This is a genomic window from Pseudoxanthomonas suwonensis 11-1 (assembly GCF_000185965.1).
GTDB lineage: Bacteria > Pseudomonadota > Gammaproteobacteria > Xanthomonadales > Xanthomonadaceae > Pseudoxanthomonas > Pseudoxanthomonas suwonensis_A.
In genome coordinates this window covers 3,210,579-3,230,212 of the sequence record NC_014924.1, presented here as the reverse complement: position 1 = coordinate 3,230,212, position 19,634 = coordinate 3,210,579, and the positions used below count along the sequence as shown (strand labels likewise).

Annotated in this window: 14 protein-coding genes, 1 tRNA gene and 2 rRNA genes; 7 read left to right on the top strand and 10 right to left on the bottom strand. The window is 68.6% G+C overall.

Going from position 1 to position 19,634, the window contains the following annotated elements; genetic code table 11:
* The first annotated feature begins 12 nt into the window (after positions 1–12).
* The 3 genes from PSESU_RS14760 to PSESU_RS14750 all read left to right on the top strand — a co-directional run bounded on the left by PSESU_RS14760 (position 13) and on the right by PSESU_RS14750 (position 3,313).
* Positions 13–2,888, top strand: a 23S ribosomal RNA gene (locus PSESU_RS14760).
* A 126-nt stretch (positions 2,889–3,014) separates the two neighbouring features.
* Positions 3,015–3,128, top strand: a 5S ribosomal RNA gene (gene rrf, locus PSESU_RS14755).
* 108 nt (positions 3,129–3,236) lie between these two features.
* Positions 3,237–3,313: transfer RNA gene (locus PSESU_RS14750), tRNA-Met, on the top strand.
* Positions 3,314–3,690: 377 nt separating this feature from the next.
* Here the strand turns inward: PSESU_RS14750 and PSESU_RS14745 are convergent.
* Both PSESU_RS14745 and PSESU_RS14740 read right to left on the bottom strand, forming a co-directional pair.
* Entirely contained in the window at positions 3,691–5,415 is a 1,725-nt protein-coding gene (locus PSESU_RS14745; protein WP_013536601.1) for a M28 family metallopeptidase, read from the bottom strand.
* 70 nt (positions 5,416–5,485) lie between these two features.
* Positions 5,486–6,151 (bottom strand): hypothetical protein, encoded by a 666-nt coding sequence (locus PSESU_RS14740; RefSeq protein WP_013536600.1) that lies wholly within the window; start codon positions 6,149–6,151, stop codon positions 5,486–5,488.
* A 162-nt stretch (positions 6,152–6,313) separates the two neighbouring features.
* Between PSESU_RS14740 and PSESU_RS14735 the strand changes: the two genes are divergently transcribed.
* Together PSESU_RS14735 and PSESU_RS14730 are read left to right on the top strand one after the other, a co-directional pair.
* Entirely contained in the window at positions 6,314–7,528 is a 1,215-nt protein-coding gene (locus PSESU_RS14735; protein WP_013536599.1) for a murein hydrolase activator EnvC family protein, read from the top strand.
* Positions 7,529–7,605: 77 nt separating this feature from the next.
* Complete coding sequence (locus tag PSESU_RS14730) at positions 7,606–9,057, top strand: S41 family peptidase (protein ID WP_013536598.1); 1,452 nt, start codon at positions 7,606–7,608, stop codon at positions 9,055–9,057.
* Between the two features lie 18 nt (positions 9,058–9,075).
* Here the strand turns inward: PSESU_RS14730 and PSESU_RS14725 are convergent, their stop codons facing one another.
* Together PSESU_RS14725 and PSESU_RS14720 are read right to left on the bottom strand one after the other, a co-directional pair.
* Positions 9,076–9,396, bottom strand: a complete 321-nt coding sequence (locus PSESU_RS14725) for a DUF1820 family protein (protein ID WP_013536597.1) — start codon at positions 9,394–9,396, stop codon at positions 9,076–9,078.
* 81 nt (positions 9,397–9,477) lie between these two features.
* Positions 9,478–10,182: a rhomboid family intramembrane serine protease gene (locus tag PSESU_RS14720; protein ID WP_013536596.1), complete on the bottom strand. Its 705-nt coding sequence runs from the start codon at positions 10,180–10,182 to the stop codon at positions 9,478–9,480.
* Positions 10,183–10,393: 211 nt separating this feature from the next.
* Here PSESU_RS14720 and PSESU_RS14715 point away from each other — a divergent pair, with 211 nt between their 5' ends.
* Positions 10,394–11,845, top strand: a complete 1,452-nt coding sequence (locus PSESU_RS14715) for an outer membrane protein transport protein (protein ID WP_013536595.1) — start codon at positions 10,394–10,396, stop codon at positions 11,843–11,845.
* A gap of 72 nt (positions 11,846–11,917) precedes the next feature.
* Here the strand turns inward: PSESU_RS14715 and PSESU_RS14710 are convergent, their stop codons facing one another.
* The 5 genes from PSESU_RS14710 to ttcA all read right to left on the bottom strand — a co-directional run bounded on the left by PSESU_RS14710 (position 11,918) and on the right by ttcA (position 16,225).
* Entirely contained in the window at positions 11,918–12,958 is a 1,041-nt protein-coding gene (locus PSESU_RS14710; protein ID WP_013536594.1) for an SMP-30/gluconolactonase/LRE family protein, read from the bottom strand.
* 79 nt (positions 12,959–13,037) lie between these two features.
* Complete coding sequence (locus PSESU_RS14705) at positions 13,038–13,820, bottom strand: M48 family metallopeptidase (RefSeq protein ID WP_013536593.1); 783 nt, start codon at positions 13,818–13,820, stop codon at positions 13,038–13,040.
* A 58-nt stretch (positions 13,821–13,878) separates the two neighbouring features.
* Entirely contained in the window at positions 13,879–14,202 is a 324-nt protein-coding gene (locus tag PSESU_RS14700; protein WP_013536592.1) for a hypothetical protein, read from the bottom strand.
* A gap of 113 nt (positions 14,203–14,315) precedes the next feature.
* Positions 14,316–15,221 carry a recombination-associated protein RdgC gene (locus PSESU_RS14695; protein ID WP_013536591.1) on the bottom strand — a complete coding sequence of 302 codons (906 nt, stop codon included), beginning with the start codon at positions 15,219–15,221 and terminating at the stop codon, positions 14,316–14,318.
* 83 nt (positions 15,222–15,304) lie between these two features.
* Positions 15,305–16,225, bottom strand: coding sequence for a tRNA 2-thiocytidine(32) synthetase TtcA (gene ttcA, locus PSESU_RS14690; RefSeq protein ID WP_013536590.1), 921 nt, complete (start codon positions 16,223–16,225; stop codon positions 15,305–15,307).
* 52 nt (positions 16,226–16,277) lie between these two features.
* Between ttcA and PSESU_RS14685 the strand changes: the two genes are divergently transcribed.
* Positions 16,278–16,481, top strand: a complete 204-nt coding sequence (locus PSESU_RS14685; protein WP_013536589.1) for a YdcH family protein — start codon at positions 16,278–16,280, stop codon at positions 16,479–16,481.
* A gap of 21 nt (positions 16,482–16,502) precedes the next feature.
* On the opposite strand, the gene PSESU_RS14680 is transcribed toward PSESU_RS14685, so the two are convergent.
* Positions 16,503–19,223, bottom strand: a complete 2,721-nt coding sequence (locus PSESU_RS14680) for a tetratricopeptide repeat protein (RefSeq protein ID WP_013536588.1) — start codon at positions 19,221–19,223, stop codon at positions 16,503–16,505.
* Positions 19,224–19,634: the final 411 nt, after the last annotated feature.

The following is a 19,634-nucleotide window of genomic DNA, read 5'->3' as shown; positions in this document are numbered from 1 at the left end:
TTGGGGTTATATGGTCAAGCGAATAAGCGCACACGGTGGATGCCTTGGCGGTCAGAGGCGATGAAGGACGTGACAGCCTGCGAAAAGCGCGGGGGAGCTGGCAATAAGCTTTGATCCCGCGATGTCCGAATGGGGAAACCCACTGCTTCGGCAGTATCCTGCAGTGAATACATAGCTGCTGGAAGCGAACCCGGTGAACTGAAATATCTAAGTAACCGGAGGAAAAGAAATCAACTGAGATTCCCTAAGTAGCGACGAGCGAACGGGGACTAGCCCTTAAGCTGGGATGGTTCTAGGAAAACAACCTGGAAAGGTTGGCCATAGAAGGTGATAGCCCTGTATTCGAAAGGGCCACTCCAGTGAAGACGAGTAGGGCGGGGCACGTGAAACCCTGTCTGAACATGGGGGGACCATCCTCCAAGGCTAAATACTCCTGACCGACCGATAGTGAACCAGTACCGTGAGGGAAAGGCGAAAAGAACCCCGGAGAGGGGAGTGAAATAGACCCTGAAACCGTGTGCGTACAAGCAGTAGGAGCCCGCAAGGGTGACTGCGTACCTTTTGTATAATGGGTCAGCGACTTACAGTTCGTGGCAAGCTTAACCGTATAGGGGAGGCGAAGGGAAACCGAGTCTGAATAGGGCGCATAGTCGCGGGCTGTAGACCCGAAACCGGGTGATCTAGTCATGCCCAGGGTGAAGGTGCGGTAACACGCACTGGAGGCCCGAACCCACTCCCGTTGCAAAGGTAGGGGATGAGGTGTGATTAGGAGTGAAAAGCTAATCGAACCCGGAGATAGCTGGTTCTCCTCGAAAGCTATTTAGGTAGCGCCTCATATGTATCCTCTCGGGGGTAGAGCACTGTTATGGCTAGGGGGTCATCGCGACTTACCAAACCATTGCAAACTCCGAATACCGAGACGGACTGTATGGGAGACACACGGCGGGTGCTAACGTCCGTCGTGAAAAGGGAAACAACCCAGACCCACAGCTAAGGTCCCAAATTACCGCTAAGTGGGAAACGATGTGGAAAGGCACAGACAGCCAGGAGGTTGGCTTAGAAGCAGCCACCCTTTAAAGAAAGCGTAATAGCTCACTGGTCGAGTCGGTCTGCGCGGAAGATTTAACGGGGCTAAGCGGTAAACCGAAGCTTGGGGTGCATCACTTCGTGATGCGCGGTAGAGGAGCGTTCCGTAAGCCTGCGAAGGTGGATTGAGAAGTCCGCTGGAGGTATCGGAAGTGCGAATGCTGACATGAGTAACGATAATGCGGGTGAAAAGCCCGCACGCCGAAAGCCCAAGGTTTCCTTGCGCAACGTTAATCGGCGCAGGGTGAGTCGGCCCCTAAGGCGAGGGCGAAAGCCGTAGTCGATGGGAAGCTGGTTAATATTCCAGCACCTCGCGTGAGTGCGATGGGGGGACGGAGAAGGTTAGGTCTACCGGGCGTTGGTTGTCCCGGGGAAAGGCGGTAGGTGGATCTCTTTGGCAAATCCGGGAGGTCAACACCGAGCACCGAGACGAGCCCTTTAGGGCGAAGTGACTGATACCACGCTTCCAGGAAAAGCCCCTAAGCTTCAGCTCACGCAGACCGTACCGTAAACCGACACAGGTGGGTAGGATGAGAATTCTCAGGCGCTTGAGAGAACTCGGGTGAAGGAACTAGGCAACATGGCACCGTAACTTCGGGAGAAGGTGCGCCCTTTTTGGTGGCCCATGCGGGCTATAGCTGAAGAGGGCCGCAGTAACCAGGCCGCTGCGACTGTTTATCAAAAACACAGCACTCTGCAAACACGAAAGTGGACGTATAGGGTGTGACGCCTGCCCGGTGCCGGAAGGTTAATTGATGGGGTCAGCCGCAAGGCGAAGCTCTTGATCGAAGCCCCGGTAAACGGCGGCCGTAACTATAACGGTCCTAAGGTAGCGAAATTCCTTGTCGGGTAAGTTCCGACCTGCACGAATGGCGTAACGACAGCGGCGCTGTCTCCACCCGAGACTCAGTGAAATTGAAATCGCTGTGAAGATGCAGCGTTCCCGTGGCAAGACGGAAAGACCCCGTGAACCTTTACTATAGCTTTACACTGAACGTTGAGTTCGTCTGTGTAGGATAGGTGGGAGGCTATGAAGTGCCGGCGCCAGCTGGCATGGAGCCATCCTTGAAATACCACCCTGACGTGCTTGACGTTCTAACCTGGGCCCGTAATCCGGGTCGGGGACCGTGTATGGTGGGTAGTTTGACTGGGGCGGTCTCCTCCTAAAGAGTAACGGAGGAGCTCGAAGGTACGCTCAGCGCGGTCGGACATCGCGCACTGTGTGCAAAGGCATAAGCGTGCTTGACTGCAAGATCGACGGATCAAGCAGGTACGAAAGTAGGACTTAGTGATCCGGTGGTTCTGTATGGAAGGGCCATCGCTCAACGGATAAAAGGTACTCCGGGGATAACAGGCTGATACCGCCCAAGAGTTCATATCGACGGCGGTGTTTGGCACCTCGATGTCGGCTCATCACATCCTGGGGCTGTAGTCGGTCCCAAGGGTATGGCTGTTCGCCATTTAAAGTGGTACGCGAGCTGGGTTCAGAACGTCGTGAGACAGTTCGGTCCCTATCTGCCATGGGCGTTGGAGATTTGAGAGGGGCTGCTCCTAGTACGAGAGGACCGGAGTGGACGAACCTCTGGTGTTCCGGTTGTCACGCCAGTGGCATTGCCGGGTAGCTATGTTCGGAAGCGATAACCGCTGAAAGCATCTAAGCGGGAAGCGCGCCTCAAGATGAGATCTCCCGGGACACAAGTCCCCTAAAGGAACCATCAAGACCAGGTGGTTGATAGGTCAGGTGTGTAAGCGCAGCAATGCGTTGAGCTAACTGATACTAATGATCCGTGCGGCTTGACCATATAACCTCAAGTGGCCTTGGACTCGACGACAACGTCGATAGCCATCCGCCGCTCACTACATCACAAGTACTTATGCGAGACGGTGCGGTACCCGTTCACGGGACACCAGCACGCTCCAACCGTCTCCCTGGTGAAATTAGCGTTGTGGAACCACCCGATCCCATCCCGAACTCGGAAGTGAAACGCAACAGCGCCGATGGTAGTGTGGGTCTCCCATGCGAGAGTAGGTCATCGCCAGGGTTTTATCCCGGAAGCCCCCAGCAAGCGCTGGGGGCTTCTTCTTTTCCCGGACATACACCCCATGTCCATGCCGGCAGCCCCAAGGCTACCGGCCGCCAGTTACCCCGGTGCGGGGTGGAGCAGTCTGGCAGCTCGTCGGGCTCATAACCCGAAGGTCGCAGGTTCAAATCCTGCCCCCGCTACCAATCCATGCACGCAAACGGCGACCCTACCGGGTCGCCGTTTGCGTTGGGATTGGGGATTCGTGATTGGTGATTGGGAATTCGTAATTCGTAACTCGTAGGGTGCGTGCGACCGGCATTGCCGGAAAAGCCGGCAGCTTGCGCGGCCGGCGTTCGGCTTCGAGACCCGGGATCGCATTGCCACGCTGACCTCGGAAGCAGGAAGCGTCGATGGAGCCACTCACCTTTGCAATGCAGGGACAGCCCAGTGGATCCGCTGGATGCTTGCCCGGTTCGGACGTCCTGGCGCGGTGGCGCATACTAGGCGGAGGACGGATGACACAAAAAAGGCCGGCCGCTTGCGCGACCGGCCTTTTGTTTGTGTGTGCGTTCTTGCAGGTTTACTGCGCGGCGGGAGTGGCCGGCTGGCGGGCCTGCATCATGCGGTCGCGGGTCGCCTTGAAGGGATTGCCTTCGTACCAGTTTGGCCAGCGGTCGCCCGCGGCCAGTTCGCGGCCGACGCCGTACAGGGCTTCCAGGTCCTCGACCACGCCGTCGAGCTTCCAGTCCTCGCTGAACTCGTCGGTCGGGGCGTGGTAGCGCGAGGCGTAGTCGTCGGACGCGGCCTTGCCGGCCGCCTTGCCGCCCTCGACCAGGTCGCTGCCGCCCTTGGCGTACAGCGCCGGCACGCCGGCCTTGGCGAAGTTGAAGTGGTCGGAGCGGAAGTAGAAGCCGCTCTGCACCGAGCCTTCTTCCTGCAGCTGGCGGCCCTGCATGGTGGCGATCGGCTTGAGGATGTCCTCCAGCTCCGAGCTGCCGTAGCCGGTGACCACGAAGTCGCGCGAGCGGCCGCCGACCGACATGGCGTCGAGGTTGATCACGCCGGCGATCTTCTCCAGCGGGAAGGTCGGGTGGGCCACGTAATACTTGGAGCCCAGCAGGCCGGATTCCTCCAGGGTCACGGCGAGGAACACCACCGAACGCTCCGGGCGCTGTTCCTGCGCGGCGAAGGCCTCGGCGATCTCGAGGATGCCGGCCACGCCGGTGGCGTTGTCGACGGCACCGTTGTAGATCGTGTCGCCCTCACCCTCGTGCTTGCCGAGGTGGTCCCAGTGGGCCATGTACAGCACGGCCTCGTCGGCACGGCTGCTGCCCGGCAGCACGCCGACCACGTTGCGCGAGGTCTTGCGGGTGCTGGTGCTGTTGAGGTCGACCGAAAGCCTGGCCTTCAGCGGCACCGGCTTGAAGCCCGGCTTGCTGGCGGTGCGGTAGGCCTCGTCCAGGTCCAGGCCAGCGGAGGAGAACAGCTTGCGGGCCACGTCGGCGGTGATCCAGCCCTGCACCGGCAGGCGCGGATCCGGATCGTCGGCGGAGGGCAGGTCGTACTGCGGGCCGGACCAGGAGTTCTTCACCACGTCCCAGCCATAGCTGGCGCCGGCGGTGTCGTGGACGATCAGCGCGGCGGCCGCGCCCTTGCGCGCGGCTTCCTCGAACTTGTAGGTCCAGCGGCCGTAGTAGGTCATCTTGCGGCCGTCGAACAGCTTCCCGTCGTTGGTGTGGAAGCCCGGGTCGTTGACGAACATCACCACGGTCTTGCCGCTCCAGTCCTGGCCGGCGTAGTCGTTCCAGTCGCGCTCCGGCGCATCCACGCCGTAGCCGACGAACACCATCTCGCTGTCGCGCACCGAGACCTGCTGCTCGCCGGTGCGGGTGCCGACCACCATGTCCGGACCGAAGGCCAGGTCCATGGCCTCGTCACCGGTCTTGATCGACAGGCGGGTGGCCGGATCGGCGGTGGTCTCCACCATCGGCACTTCCTGGAAGAAGCTGTCGCCGTTGCCCGGCTGCAGGCCGATGCGCTGCATCTGCGCGCGGATGTACTCGACCGTGCGCTCCTCGCCGACCGAGCCGGGGCCGCGGCCCTCGAACTCGTCCGAGGCCAGGGTGCGGGTCAGTTCGGCGAAATCGTCGGCGGTGATCGCCGCCTCGAACGGATGGTCCGACGTGGGTGCCGGGACGTTGGCATTCGCATCGGGCGTTGCAGCCGTGGTTTCTTCGGCCTGCCTGCCGCAACCGGCCAGCAGGAGCGCGCCAACGGCGACGCCGATCAGGGACTTGCGGAACATCGGGACTCCCTCGCGGACAGCGGAGTCCCGATTCTATAGGCAAGCGCGCCGCGGCTGCGGCGCCCCACGTTCACTCTTCCGGCGCGGTATCGGTATCGAACACGACCGGCTCGGCACCGGTGATCTGGCCGCTGCGGGCGGTGCGGTGGATGTACAGGCGCACTTCGCGCTCGAACCTCAGCGGACCTTCGACCACGGCGCGCGGGCCGAGCACCACGCGCGGCTTGCGCTTGGGTGCGGACTGGAACCAGCCGGAGCTTCGGCTGATCCTGATGCCGCCGCCGACCACCGAGCCGATGCCGACGGTGACATCGCCGTTGACGGTTTCGACGTCGCCGCGGACGCGGGTCTCGACCAGGCCGATGGCGCCGTTGACGGTCTCGACGTTGCCGCCGACCGTGCTGCCGCGGTCGACGAACACGCCGCCGTTGACGGTCTCGATGCCGCCGCGCGTTTCCACGTTGCGGCCGACGCGGATCGCGCCGTTGACCGTCTCCAGGCCGCCGACCTTGGCGTTGGCGCCGACCTTGATGCTGCCGTTCACGGTGCTGGCATCGCCGGTCTCGACACCTTCGCCGATGACCACGCTGCCGTTGACGGTTTCCAGCTCGCCGTACGCCTTGCCGGCGGAAACCTCGATGCTGCCGTTGACCTTGCTGATGTCCTCCGCGGCCCAGGCCGCCGGCATGGCCAGCAGCAGGGGCAGGGCGAGGGTAAGGATGCGGGAGCGGGCCATGGGGCCTCCTGGGAGCGATCTGTACGCGCCATGTCACCACGCTTGGCTACAATCCGCACCTGTCTGAAGTCACTGGATCTCCCAGGCGTGCCCCAACCGCGCGAGCGTCGCCAGTTCCCCGGGCCAGGACCCCAACGCCCACGCGGTGCATGGCGCTGGCCGATGCTGGGCGTCCTGCTGGCCGTGGCCTGCGGCCTGGTCCAAGCCCAGGAGAAGCGCGACCCTACCGCCGCCGAGCGCGAACTGCGCAAGGTGCGGGCGGAGCTGCAGGAGATCGCCCGCGAGCGCCGTCGCCTGGAGGGCCAGCGCGGCGATGCCGCCACCCGCCTGCGCCGCGCTGACGAGCAGCTGGGCCGCAGCGCCCGCGAACTGGCCGAAACCGAGGCCGCCCTGCAGCGTGAAACCCAGGTGCTGGCCGAGCTGGAACAGCGCCGCGACCGGTTGAGGGCCGACCAGGACCAGGCCCGCGAGCGCCTGGCCGCGCTGCTGCGCGCGTCGTACACGCTCGGCGGCAAGGCCCCGCTGAAGCTGCTGCTGGCCCAGGACCGCGCCGCCGACGCCCAGCGCGCCCTGGCCTACCACCGCTATGCCCAGCGCGAGCACGCGCGCCAGGTACAGGCGCTGTCCGCCTCGCTGGACGAACTGCAGACGGTGGAGGAGGGCATCGCCCAGCGTCGTGCCGAGCTGGAGGCGCTGCGCGCCGCCCAGCAGGAGAAGATCGCCGCGCTCAAGCGGGACCGCGGCCAGCGCGCCGCCCTGCTCAGCGAGCTGGACACCCGCTACCAGGACCGCCAGGAACGCGAGAAGGCCCTGGGCCAGGATGCGAAGTCGCTGGAGCAGCTGCTGAAGAACCTGCGTGCGGCCGCCGCCCGAGCCGCGGCCGAGAAGCGCGCCGCCGAGCAGAAGGCGCGCGAACAGGCGCGGCGGACACAGGCCACGCCGCGCGAGGGCAGCAAGCCGCGTGGACCGGTGGCGGCCACCACCCCGCCGCCGAAGGTCGGTGGCCTCGGCTGGCCGGCCAGTGGCGACCTGTTGGCCCGCTTCGGCGGCAAGCTGCCGGACGGACGCAGCAGCAGCGGCGTGCTGATCGGTGCCGCCGCCGGCGCGCCGGTGACCGCGGTGGCCGACGGCACCGTGGTGTTCTCCGAGTGGATGACCGGCTACGGCCTGATCCTGATCATCGACCACGGCAACGGCTACATGAGCCTGTACGCGCACAACGACGCCCTGCTGCGCGACGTAGGCGACCGCGTGCGCAAGGGCGACCCGGTGGCGCGGGTGGGCAGCTCCGGTGGCCACGGCCGTCCGGCGCTGTACTTCGAGCTGCGCCGCGACGGCAAGCCGGTCGATCCCTCGGCCTGGCTGCAGCGCCGCTGACGCGGGTTCAAGCCGCATTTACAACGCGCTGCAGCATAATCGGGGCGTGCGCACTGTCCGCGCGCCTGGAGTCGTCGATGCGTCCTGCCCCCGTGCTGTTGCCCCTGCTGCTGCTCGCCATGCCGTTCACTGGCCTGGCCCTGGAAGCGCCGCGGGACCCGTCTCCCGTCCAGTCGGCTCCGGTCGAGGGCGTCGCGCCACAGCCCGAACCGGTGGATGCGGAGGATGCGCACGACCACGAACACCAGGACGAGGGCGAGGGCGAGGATGCCGCCGCGCCAGTGCCGGCCACCGACGATCCGGACGGCGGCGACGCCACCGGTTCGCGCGTGCCGATGGCGGAGATCCAGCGCTACGTCGCCGTGTACCGCGCGATCAAGGAGGCCTACGTCGATCCGGTCGACGACCGCTTCCTGATGCAGTCGGCGATCGAAGGCCTGCTGATGGACCTCGACCCGCACAGCGCCTACCTGGACCGTGACGAGGCCGAGACCTTCGACGAGCAGACCTCAGGCGCCTACGAGGGGATCGGCGTGGAACTGCTGCAGCAGCAGGACCGCACCCTGAAGATCGTGGCCCCGATCGACGGCACGCCCGCCGCGCGCGCCGGCGTGCTGGCGGGCGACGTGATCGTGGCCATCGACGGCAAGCCGATCGCTCAGATCGAAGGCAGCGAACCGCTGCGTGGCCCGGCGGGCTCGAAGGTCAGCATCACCATCGTGCGCGAGGGCCGCGATCGTCCGTTCGACCTGGAGATCCAGCGCGAGACCATCCGCGTCACCAGCGTGCGCAGCCGGATGCTCGAGCCGGGCTACGGCTACGTGCGCCTGAGCACCTTCCAGGCCGACACCGGCGCCGATTTCCGCAAGCACGTCGACGAGCTGCAGGCCAAGGCCGGTGGCAGGCTGCGCGGCCTGGTGCTGGACCTGCGCAGCAATCCCGGCGGCCTGCTGACCGCCGCGGTGCAGGTGGCCGACGAGCTGCTGGAGAGCGGCGCGATCGTCAGCACCCGCGGCCGCGTGCCGGCCAGCGATACCCGCTTCGACGCCACCGGCGGCGACCGCCTCGAGGGCGCGCCGGTGGTGGTGCTGGTGGATGCCGGTTCGGCCAGCGCCGCCGAGGTGCTGGCCGGCGCGCTGCGCGACAACGAGCGCGCGCGCGTGGTCGGCAGCCGCACCTTCGGCAAGGGTTCGGTGCAGACCCTGCTGCCGCTGGGCAATGGCGATTCGGTCAAGCTCACCACCGCGCGCTACTACACGCCCAGCGGGCGCTCGATCCAGGCCAGCGGCATCGTTCCCGATGTCGAACTGCAGCCGGATCCCAAGCTGATCGGCGGCACTGCCCCGACCGGTGCGCCGCGCACCGTGACCGAGGCGACCCTGCCCGGCCACCTGCGCGGCGAAGAGGAAGGCGAGGGCTACCAGCCCGGCTCGCCCCTGCCCGGCGATGCGCCGATCACCGCGGCCCTGGCCGAACTGAAGAAGCTGGCTGGCGTGGCGGCTGCACCGGCGGCGGCGCGTCGCGAGTAACCGCGGCCGGCCGCGCCCTCAGCGCGGCTTGGCCGGCAGCGGGAAGGGCGTGACCACCTTCTCGCCGGTGGCCGCGTCGCGGATCGCCGACTGGCCTTTCCGCTCCACTTCCTCGACCCGGATGATGCTCTGCATCGGCAGGTGCAGCATCTTCGTATTGCCGAACTCGTCGCGCAGGCGCTCCTCGGTGGGATCGACCACCAGGCCCTCGTGCACGTCGAACACCAGCTCGCCGACCTCGGTGAAGCCCCACAGCGAGCTTCCCCCCACATGGCGGGCGTAAAGCTCGTAGACCTTTCCGTGGTTGAGGAAGGTGACCTTGTACAGCGGCTTGGCCATGGTGCGAGGGTTCCGTCGGGATGGCTGCAGGATGGGGACTGGCGCGGCGTTTCCAAGCCCGGCCGGGGGCCTGGTGGTCGCTCAGTAGCCCTTCTGCCGGCGCATGCGCCGGGCGATGCCGGCGCGCACCAGCAGGGCGAACACCACGCCGAACAGGAAGCCGGCCACGTGCGCGGCCCAGGCCACCTCGCCGAAGGCCGGGCCGATGTAGGCGAACACCACCTGCAGCACCGCCCAGATGCCGATCAGCAGGAACGCCGGCGCACGCACGAATTCCAGGAACAGGCCCAGCGGCAGGACCACGCCCAGGCGCGCGCCGGGGAACAGGGCTAGGTACGCACCGATCACCGCCGAAACCGCGCCACTGGCGCCGATCACCGCGCGGTGCGGATCGTCGATCACGATCACCGCGGCCAGGTTGGCGATCGCACCGCCGGCCAGGAACAGGAGCAGGAACCGCCACGGCCCCATCGCCCGCTCGGCCGGCAGGCCGAAGATCAGCAGGAACACCAGGTTGCCCAGCAGGTGGGCCCAGTCGGCGTGCAGGAACAGCGCGGTGAAGAGGCGCGAAATGCTGCCGTCCTGCAGCGCCGCCAGCCATGCGCCCCAGGATGGAAGGCCGCCGGCCAGGTCCCGGCCCAGGGCGCCCCAGGCCATCCACAGGCTGCGCCGGGCCTCGTCCGGACGCCCCAGCATCCACAGGAACGCCAGCCACAGCGCGGCGAACAGCAGGGGGGTGGCCCAGCGCGGGGAAGGCTTACGGCGTGAAGGCAATGAGACGAACATGCGCGCAACTATCCCCGATCGACGGCGACCTTGTCCCCTGCGTGCACGCCTTTTGCGGCAGTGCAGCGTTATTTATGGGTTAAAGGCATGCTTATATTCCAGTACGGCGTCGTATGTCGGGAGGGGGCTCCGACGGACGGAGGCACCCCGGGGAGCACTCCACCGGCGCTGGTAACAACAACAATCAACGTCTTTCCGGAGAAAGCGCAACATGCATTACGCCCACAGCTTCACCCGCCTTTCCGCGCTGGCCCTCGGCATCGCCGGCGCGCTGGCCTGCGGCAACGCCGACGCCGCCGCGTTCCAGCTGAAGGAGAACAGCGCCAAGGGCCTGGGTCGCGCCTTCGCCGGCTCGACCAGCGCCGAGGGCGATGCCTCGGTGGTCGCCACCAACCCGGCCTCCATGCGCCTGCTGGAGGGCACCCAGTTCCAGGCCGACCTGGCCGCGATCAGCTTCTCCGCTGACCTGAAGGACTACTCCGCCCGCCACAACGGCCCGAACGGCCCGGGCACCGGCCAGCCGGTCTCCGGCGGCAACGGCGGCGACGCGGGCATGATCGCGCCGGTCCCGGCGGCCTACTTCCACCGCGCCTTCGGCGAGAACGACAACATGCACTTCGGCGTGTCGCTGCAGGTGCCGTTCGGGTTCAAGACCGAGTACGACACCGACTGGATCGGCCGCTACCACGGCATCAAGACCGACCTGAAGGCGATCGACCTGGGCGCTTCGTTCTCGTACGACCTCAACCCGTACGTGTCCTTCGGCGCCAGCGTGTTCGTCGAGCACCTGACCATCGAGCTGAGCAGCGCGATCGACTTCGGCACCGCGATCAACGGCAGCGCCCAGCAGCAGGCCGCCGCCACGGTCCTCGCCGCCGGTGGCACCCCGGCCCAGGCCGCCCAGGCCGCCCAGGCCGCCGCGGCGCAGATGGCGGCCATGGGCTTCACCCCGGGCGCCGCCGATGGCCGCATGACCATCTCCGGCGACAACAACGCCTTCGGCTACGTGCTGGGCGGTACCTTCAGCCCGACCGACCACACCCACATCGCCCTGAGCTACCGCTCCAAGGTCGAGCACAAGATCACCGGCGGCGACGCCGAGTTCCTGGTCCCGGCCAACGCCGCGGCCGTGCTGGCGCAGTCCGCCCCGGGCCAGTACGTCGACACCGACGGCCGCGCCACCGTGACCCTGCCGGCCTCCGCCACCCTGAGCGTGACCCACGCGGTCAACGACCAGTGGAAGATCATGGCCGACATCAGCCGCACCGCCTGGTCCAGTGCGTTCGACCAGGTCACCGTCGACTTCGGTTCCAACCAGGCCGACGCGGTGCTGGAGTTCGGCTACAACGACACCACCTTCGGCTCGATCGGTACCGAGTACCGCATGTCCGACACCGTCACCCTGCGTGCCGGCGTCGCCTATGACGAGACCCCGACCAGCTACGCCCACCGCGACGTGCGCGTGCCGGACGTGACCCGCAAGTGGCTGTCGCTGGGCATCGGCTGGACCCCGTCGGAGAAGGTGGAATACAACTTCGGTTACACCCACCTGTTCACCAACGAGCCGGCCATCAGCCTGGTCTCGCCCACCGGCAGCACCCTGCAGGGCAAGTACGACGTTGGTGGCGACATCCTGGCCGCCTCGATCAATTACAAGTTCTGATCGAAGCGACAGGCAGCAACAAAAAGCCCCCGCGATGCGGGGGCTTTTCTTTTGCGCGGGTGCAGGCGTGGATCAGTAGGGCAGGCCGGCCACCTCCAGGTCGATCGACCACACCGCGCCGGCGCCGGTGAGGTAGAGCGTGCGCCGCTGCGGGCCACCGAATGCGGCGTTGGTGATGTTGGCGTCCACCGTGATCGTGGCCAGCGCGTCGCCCTCCGGCGAGAGCACACGCACGCGGCGGTTGTTGTGCTCGGTCAGGTAGATGTTGCCGAGGCAGTCGATCGCCATGCCGTCGGGCACAGCGGTGCTGGCGAGGTCGCGGCCCGCGCCGGCCTGTCCCGCCTCGTCCAGTGGATACGCACGCAGCACGCCCTGGTCGCCGCCGCCGGCCACGTACAGGGTGCGGCCATCGGGCGACAGGGCGATGCCATTGGGATTGGCAATGCTGTCGTCGACCACCGAGACCTGGCCATCGGTGCCGACGCGGTAGACGCGGGTCTTCGGCTGGCCGCCCGGCGCGGCGGAGCGCTGGAAGTCCGGGTCGGTGAACCAGATGGTGCCGTCGGTGCCGATCACCAGGTCGTTGGGCGAATTGAACGGCTGGCCCTCGAACTCGCCGACGATGCGGATGCGCGAGCCATCGGCCAGGTCGTAGCGCGACAGTTCCTTGCGGTCGTGGGTGGCTGCCACCAGCGCGCCGTCGCTGCCCAGGGCCAGGCCGTTGCTGCCGCTGTCCTCGATCGCCGTCTCCACGGTGCCGTCGGCGCCCAGGCGGCGGATGCGCGAGGGGAAGCCATCGCTGAAGCGGAAGTCGGAGAAGTACAGCGCCTGCCCGTTCCACACCGGGCCCTCGTACAGGCCGTTGGCGCCATCGCCATCGGCGCCGCGGATGCGTTGCGCCACCAGTTCGCCCGACGGCGCGGTGCCCGCTTCGCCACTGCAGTAGGGATTGGACGAGGCGGCGGACGGTGCGTCCGCATCGACGGTGGACGCGGCGGGCTGTTCCGGCGCGGGCGTGGTGTCGGCGGCGGGCGTGTCGTCGCCACGCTGGCAGGCGCCCAGCACGAGCGCGAACACGGCGGCGGAAAGGGCGGTACGGACAGGACGGCTCATGGGCGCTCCGGGATGGACATCCCTGGCATCCTAGCGGGCCGCGGGGCGGCCCGGGATCGGCGGCGTATGGAGCGGTGCCTCAGGCCAGCAGGGCGCGCAGGCGCGCCTTAAGGCGCCGGCCTTCGCGGTGGAAGTATTCGCGCTCGTCGCGCCAGGCCGGGAACCGTTGCTCCACCTCGCGCCAGAACGCGGGCGAGTGGTTGGCCTGGAGCAGGTGGCAGAGCTCGTGGACCAGCACGTACTCGAAGGCCGAGGGCCGTCCGAGCACCAGGGCGATGTCCAGTGCCATGCTGCCATCCGGGGCCAGCGAGCCCCACAGCGAGGACAGCACCTTCAGCCGGATCGCGCGCGGCGCGCGCGGCAGCCTAGGCAGGTAGGCCGGCAGCCAGCGGCCGATGTCGGCGCGCGCCTCGGCCTCGTAGAACGCACGCAGCGCACGCGCCAGCGACGCTGGCGACACGCGTGGCGGCAGCTGCACGTGGATGCCGTCCTCGCGCCGCTCGATGCGCAGGTAGCGGCCCTCGTCCCAGTGCAGCGGCACATCCTCGCCGCGCAGCGGCAGGTGGGTGCTGGTGCCCGGCTGCAGTGCCGCGCAGTCCCCGGCCGGCTGGTGCCGTGCCAGCTGCGCCTGCAACCAGCCGCGATGCTCGTGCAGGAAACGCTCGCCGGTGACCAGGCTGGCGCGCAGCGGCAGGGTCAGGCGCGGGCCGCGCTCGTCGATGCTCAACTTCACCCGCCGCGCGCGCGGATCGCGCACGCGTTGCACGGTGATGTTGCGGCCATCCTCCAGCACCAGCTCGACCGTGTCGCGTTCCACGCGCTGCGGGGCGCGGGCGATCAGGCGGCGTGTCGAGGCAGGCATGCGTTGATTCTACGCGCATGCCCCGGCGCCGCAGCCAGGGTGGAGGGACCGCAGGGGCTCAGCGTCCTCTGGACGAGTCCGGGATTGGTGAGATGCCACGCGCCACGTCGAATTGCACCACGCCGGGGTACAGGGGCGTGCGGTTCCCGCGGTCGCTGGCCTCGGCGCGCCAGGTGTCCAGCAGCGTCCCGCAGCGCCCGGCGAGGCGTTGCGGAAAGCGCGCGTTGGCGAATGCAGCGTCGTTGCACCGGGCCACGAACTCACGGCCGCTGCGGGTCATGACCTGGGGCAGCGCGACCGGTTCGGCCGTGGTGGTATCCAGCGGGCCGGCAGCCTGCACCGGTTGGGCGAGGGCAATCATGAGCAGGGAAGCTACGTTCACGGGGCGGCTCCTTTGCCACGGGGGACAGGACCCACGTTACGCCTTCCCCAAGCCTCCGCAAACCGCCCCGCGCCGGGGCCGCCGGTGTCCGGATCCGGACCCGGGGCGGCCGCTCAGGCCTCGGCCTTGGAGATCTTCAGCGCCGATTCCAGTACCAGGAACAGGCGGCGGGCCTCGCCGGCCATCAGGGTGAAACGCGCGTCCAGCTCGGCGCGCAGGTCGTCGCGCTCGGTGCTTTCCAGCTGGTCGACCGCGCCTTCCAGGAACTTCAGCTTGCGCACGATCAGGTCCTCGCCGAGTACGAAGGACAGGTGGTCGTCCAGGTTCAGCGCCAGCTTGGTGACCTGCTTGCCGGACTCCAGGTGCTTGGCGATCTCGTCGCTGATCAGTTCCTGGTTCTGCGCCTTCACCACCGCGCCGCCGTCCATCGCGTCCTTCAGCTCGCACTCCTCGCCCAGCGACAGACCTTCCGGCAGCGGCTCGCCCGCGATCCAGGAGGTCAGCACGCTGCGCGGCGCCACTTCCGCGTTCGGCGGGATCGCCGGGAAGCTGCCCAGTGCGCGGCGGATCTCCGAAGCCACCATCTCGGCGGTCTTGCGCGAGGAGGCGTCCACGGCGAGGAAACCGTGTTCCAGGTCCAGCAGGGCGTCGGTGCGCGAGGTCTTCACGAAGGCGCGCGGCAGCAGCTCGTGCAGCAGGTCGTCCTTCAGCCGCTTGCGCGCCTTGCCGCCGAGCTTGCGGCCTTCCTTCTCCTCGATCTCGGCCACCTTCTGCGCCAGCAGTTCGTTGACCACCGAGCCGGGCAGGATCTTGTTCTCGCTGCCCACCGCCAGCCAGATCGCGTTGCCGACGCGGTGCGACAACGCCTCCTCGCCGCGGCCGAAGGGCGAAATGAAGCCGGTGGAGTTCATCTCCAGCGGCCCGACCGGCTTGAGCGCGGCCTCGGGCAGGAGCTCGTCGAGCTGGGAGAAATCGTGGGAGGCGGGAAAGCGGAAGAACGTCAGGTTGCGGAAGAACATGCGGTTGCTCGGTGCGTGACGGCGGCGCGGGTGCGCGCCGTGCAGGAGATCAGGAGGCGGTCGCAGGCAATGCGACCGCGAGGTCAGGTGGTCCCGGACGGCGGCTCGGCCGCGGCCTCGCCGTGCGGTTCGCCGGCCAGCCAGGCGTGGGCGTCGGCGCGCGCTGCACCGTCGCGATGGCCCAGGCCGGCGAAGTCGAACAGGTTCGGGTCGGCCAGCTGCGAAGGGCGGATGTCGGCCATGGCGCGGGCGATCTGCTCGATCCGGCCCGGCTGCTCCTTCTCCCACTGCCTGAGCATCAGCCCGACCTGGCGGCGCTGCAGGTTCTCCTGGCTGCCGCACAGGTTGCAGGGGATGATCGGGAACTGGCGGGCGGCCGCGTACTGGACGATGTCCTCCTCGCGCACGTAGGCCAGCGGCCGGATCACCACGTGGCGGCCGTCGTCGGACAGCAGCTTGGGCGGCATGCCCGAGATCTTGGCGTGGTGGAACAGGTTCATGAAGAACGTGGCCACCATGTCGTCGCGGTGGTGGCCCAGCGCGATCTTGGTGAAGCCGTGCTCGGCCGCGTACGAGTACAGCGCGCCGCGGCGCAGGCGCGAGCACAGCGAGCACATGGTCTTGCCCTCGGGCACCACCCGGGTGACCACCGAGTAGGTGTCCTGCTCGATGATGTGGAACGGCACCCCCAGCCCGCGCAGGTACTCAGGCAGCACGTGCTCGGGGAAGCCTGGCTGCTTCTGGTCCAGGTTCACCGCCACCAGCTCGAACCGCACCGGCGCCTTCTTCTGCAGCTGCAGAAGGACGTCCAGCAGGGTGTAGCTGTCCTTGCCGCCGGACAGGCAGACCATCACCTTGTCGCCGTCCTCGATCATGGCGTAGTCGGCGATCGCCTGGCCGACCTGGCGGCGCAGGCGCTTGGCCAGCTTGGCCTGTTCGCGCTGGGCCACGCGCGGGTCGGTGCGGCGGGAGACGGGTTCGGGCAGGGGCAGGACGGCGTTCATAGGGCTGCCATTCTACCTTCGGGCGCCTCCCTGCCCGCGCTATGCTTGGGCGGTGGATACCACCAGCCCGTCCGACATCGCCCTCAAGCTCGCGGAACTGCGCCAACAGCACCGCGCACTGGACGAGCGTATCGCGCAGCTGGCGGCCAATGCGGGCGACGAGCTGGAAGCCAAGCGGCTGAAGCGGCGCAAGCTGCAGCTGAAGGACTGCATCGCCAGGCTGGAAAGCCTGCTGATCCCCGACGAGCCGGCCTGAGCCGGCGAGCCCGCCGGCGGATCAGGGCGCGGTCGCGCCCGTGGCGAGGGCGACGCGGGTCGCCTGCAGGTGGCGCAGGCGCGGGTCGGTGGGCGCGTAGTAGCGCGCCATGCCGGTGCGGCAGGCCTGGCCGCTCTCCCGCGCCAGCAACGCCTCGCCCCGCAGCGATGCCCACTCCGTGCGCAGGCAGGCGGCCTCGACCCGTAGCGGGTGCGGCTCGGGCAGGCCGGTGCCAAGTTCCTCCTCGAACAGGTCCAGCAGTTCGCCGGCGCGGTCCAGCTCGCCCAGGGCCAGCGCGGCGCGGGTCCAGCGCAGGGTGCGCGAAGCGCTGGTGCGCTCGCCGCGCTTGCGCGCCGGATCGTCGCGGCGCGGGACGCCGGCCAGGGCCGCGGCGGCCTCGGCGCTGCGCCCGGCCATGGCGTCGGCCCAGGCCAGGCTGGCGGCGATGCGCTGCTGCTGCGAATGCTGCGGCGGCAGGTGGTCCTGCCAGGCCGCGCGGATGCGCTGCAGGATCTCCGTAGCCTCGTCCCACTGCCCACGCAGCAGGCGGATCTCGGCGCGCCAGGCCTCGGGCATCTGCGCCTCGATCTGGTCCTCGCCCTGGGTGCGGGCGAACACGTCGCGCGCGCGCAGCAGCACGGCGTCGGCACGTGCGTAATCGCCGGTCTCCACCAGCACGCTGCCCAGCGAGTTGTAGGCCCAGCCTAGCCAGGAACTGTCGTCGCCCATGGCCCTGGCCGCCTGCAGCAACTGCTCGAAGTGGGCGCGCGCGGCCGGGTAGTTCCCGCGCGAACGCTCGGACAGGCCCAGCGCCCAGTGCAGCTCGCCGCGCAGGCGCGGATCCCCGGCGAAGGCGCCGGCCTGTAGCAGCGGTTGCAGCAGTTGCAGGCTCTCCTCCTGGCGCCCCTGCTCGCCGCGCAGCTGGCCGAGCTTGAGGGTGGCCAGCTGCCGCGCCGGCTCGCCCGCGCCGCGCGCGTGCTCCATCGCGCTGGCGCAGGCGTCCTCGGCTGCATCGATGCGGCCGCCGATGCGGTACACGTCGCACAGCGTGGTTTCGACCTGGACCAGCCCGGCAGGATCGCCGATGCCGCCAGCAAGCGAATACGCGCGCGCCTTCTCCAGGTGGGTGATGGCGCGGTCGTGGGCGTCCTGGGCGAAGTAGATGCTGCCGAGCATGCCGTGCACGGCGGCGGCGGCCAGCGGATCGGACTGCAGGCGTCCGTCCACGCGCGAAGCAGCGCGGTCGACCGCGGCGCGGATCCCGCTGGCGGTGGCGCGGCTGCTGCGGCTGTCGTACGGGTCGGCCTGGCCGAGGATGTCGCGGGTGACGAAGGCCAGCATCGCCTCGCGCTGGGCGGTGGCGGTCTCGGCCTGGTGCCGGCGGCGCTCGGATTCCAGGTACATCCAGCCGGTGGCGAGCAGTCCCGCGCCCAAGGCCAGGGTCACCGCCAGGCCGAACCGGCGGCGGCGCAGCTCGCGCCGGCGCCGCCATGCCTGCAACCGGGCCTGCAGCGCCTGCTCGCGGGCGGCGCGGCGTCCGGCGCGGCGTGCCTCCAGTCCGCGCAGGCGGGCGCCGAGGGTGCGCGCATCGAGGGTGCGGCGGCGCGGATCGGTGGCCGCGGCCAGGGCGATGTCCTCGCGCAGCAGCGGATCGGCGATGCGTGCTTCCCAGCCCGGACCCAGCGCGCCGCGCAGGTCTCCGGACAGCAGCTGGAACACCAGCACGCCCAGGGCGTAGACGTCCGAACGCTGGGTCGCCGCGTCGCCGGCAGCCACTTCGGGCGCGATGTACAGCAGGCTGCCGGTGGCCAGCGGATCGAGGCTGCCCTGGCCGGGAGCACTGCCGGAAGCCGGGGCCTCGCCCGGCAGCGCCGGCGCCAGCGCCTCGCCGGCGCCGAGGTCGGCCAGCACCACGCGCAGCCCGCGCTCGTCCTCGACCGGGTAGAGGTTCTCCGGCTTCAGGTCGCGGTGGATGATGCCCAGGTCGTGGATCGCGGCCACCGCCTCGCACAGGGACACGCACAGGGACAGGCGGGTGGCTTCGTCCAGGGTCGCCGCGCCAGCGCGGGCGCGTACCCACTCCAGCAGGTTGCCCCCGGGGAAGTACGGCAGCTCCAGCCAGCAGGGGGGCTCCTCCAGGTTCCAGCCCAGCACCGGTGCGACATGGGCCTGCCCAGGTATCGCCTCGTGGATGTAGCGCGCCAGCGCGACCTCGCGGCGCAGCCCGCGCAGGCCGGCCTCGTCGCGGGCCAGTTTCAGCACCCGCTCGCCGTGGACCGGGGAGCGGGCGAGCCAGGTCACCCCGCTGCCGCCCTCCCCGAGGGGACGCACCAGGGTCCAGCTGGCCTCGCCGGGGAGGGTGTCGCCGCCCTCCGGCTGGCGGGGCGCCGCGCGATCGGAACCGGTGGAGGCGGGCTCGAAGCGCGCCCGGCAGGCCAGGCGGTAGCCGTAGCCATGCACCGCACGGACCTCGGCCGCATCGCCCAGGGCCGCGCGCAGGCGGCTGACCGCCTTGGCCAGGGAGTTCTCGGCCACCATCCGTCCAGGCCAGCCGGCCTCGAGCAGTTCGTCCTTGGTGACCACCTCGCCGGCATGGCGCAGCAGCAGGCGCAGGATCTGCAGGCTGCTGCGGTCGAGCGCGCGCGCGCTGCCCGCCACCTCCAGGCGGCCCTCCGTCTCGTGCAGCCCGGCCTCGCCGAACCGCCATACCCCTGGAGCAGGCCGGGGACCGGCTTGCTGCATGACTTGCTCCCCTTACATGGCCGGCGCCGCAACTCCCTGTTTCTACGGCGGCGGGAGCCGGGTCTTTAGCCATCCGGTCATAACTATTCAGGATTTTTCCGCGCCCGGCAAAGAACCCGGCATGGGCCTGCGGCACGGTGCTGCCCATGGGGACGGCCTCGGTGCCGTCCCGGCCGGTACGCAGGTGAGCAGGGGAGCCATCAGCGCGGACAGGTCCCGGATCCGCTGGGGGGCGGACCCGGGACCAATAGACAGGGATGTCCAGGGACGGCGCCGGGCGAAGGATCGCTCCGGCGCCGTGCCTCTTCCTGGCTTCCGTCCTGCCTGGCGCCACGCACGGGGGGCACGCGGCGGCGCTCCCGTCGCCCGATCTTCCGGCCGGCCAGCGCTGATTACTGCAGCGAAGGGGGG

Excerpts from the sequence above, each read along its gene's own strand:
- PSESU_RS14745 (WP_013536601.1), bottom strand. The coding sequence starts at position 5,415 with ATGTTCCGCAAGTCCCTGATCGGCGTCGCCGTTGGCGCGCTCCTGCTG.
- PSESU_RS14740 (WP_013536600.1), bottom strand. The coding sequence starts at position 6,151 with ATGGCCCGCTCCCGCATCCTTACCCTCGCCCTGCCCCTGCTGCTGGCC.
- PSESU_RS14735 (WP_013536599.1), top strand. The coding sequence starts at position 6,314 with ATGCTGGGCGTCCTGCTGGCCGTGGCCTGCGGCCTGGTCCAAGCCCAG.
- PSESU_RS14730 (WP_013536598.1), top strand. The coding sequence starts at position 7,606 with ATGCGTCCTGCCCCCGTGCTGTTGCCCCTGCTGCTGCTCGCCATGCCG.
- PSESU_RS14725 (WP_013536597.1), bottom strand. The coding sequence starts at position 9,396 with ATGGCCAAGCCGCTGTACAAGGTCACCTTCCTCAACCACGGAAAGGTC.
- PSESU_RS14720 (WP_013536596.1), bottom strand. The coding sequence starts at position 10,182 with ATGTTCGTCTCATTGCCTTCACGCCGTAAGCCTTCCCCGCGCTGGGCC.
- PSESU_RS14715 (WP_013536595.1), top strand. The coding sequence starts at position 10,394 with ATGCATTACGCCCACAGCTTCACCCGCCTTTCCGCGCTGGCCCTCGGC.
- PSESU_RS14710 (WP_013536594.1), bottom strand. The coding sequence starts at position 12,958 with ATGAGCCGTCCTGTCCGTACCGCCCTTTCCGCCGCCGTGTTCGCGCTC.
- PSESU_RS14705 (WP_013536593.1), bottom strand. The coding sequence starts at position 13,820 with ATGCCTGCCTCGACACGCCGCCTGATCGCCCGCGCCCCGCAGCGCGTG.
- PSESU_RS14695 (WP_013536591.1), bottom strand. The coding sequence starts at position 15,221 with ATGTTCTTCCGCAACCTGACGTTCTTCCGCTTTCCCGCCTCCCACGAT.
- ttcA (WP_013536590.1), bottom strand. The coding sequence starts at position 16,225 with ATGAACGCCGTCCTGCCCCTGCCCGAACCCGTCTCCCGCCGCACCGAC.
- PSESU_RS14680 (WP_013536588.1), bottom strand. The coding sequence starts at position 19,223 with ATGCAGCAAGCCGGTCCCCGGCCTGCTCCAGGGGTATGGCGGTTCGGC.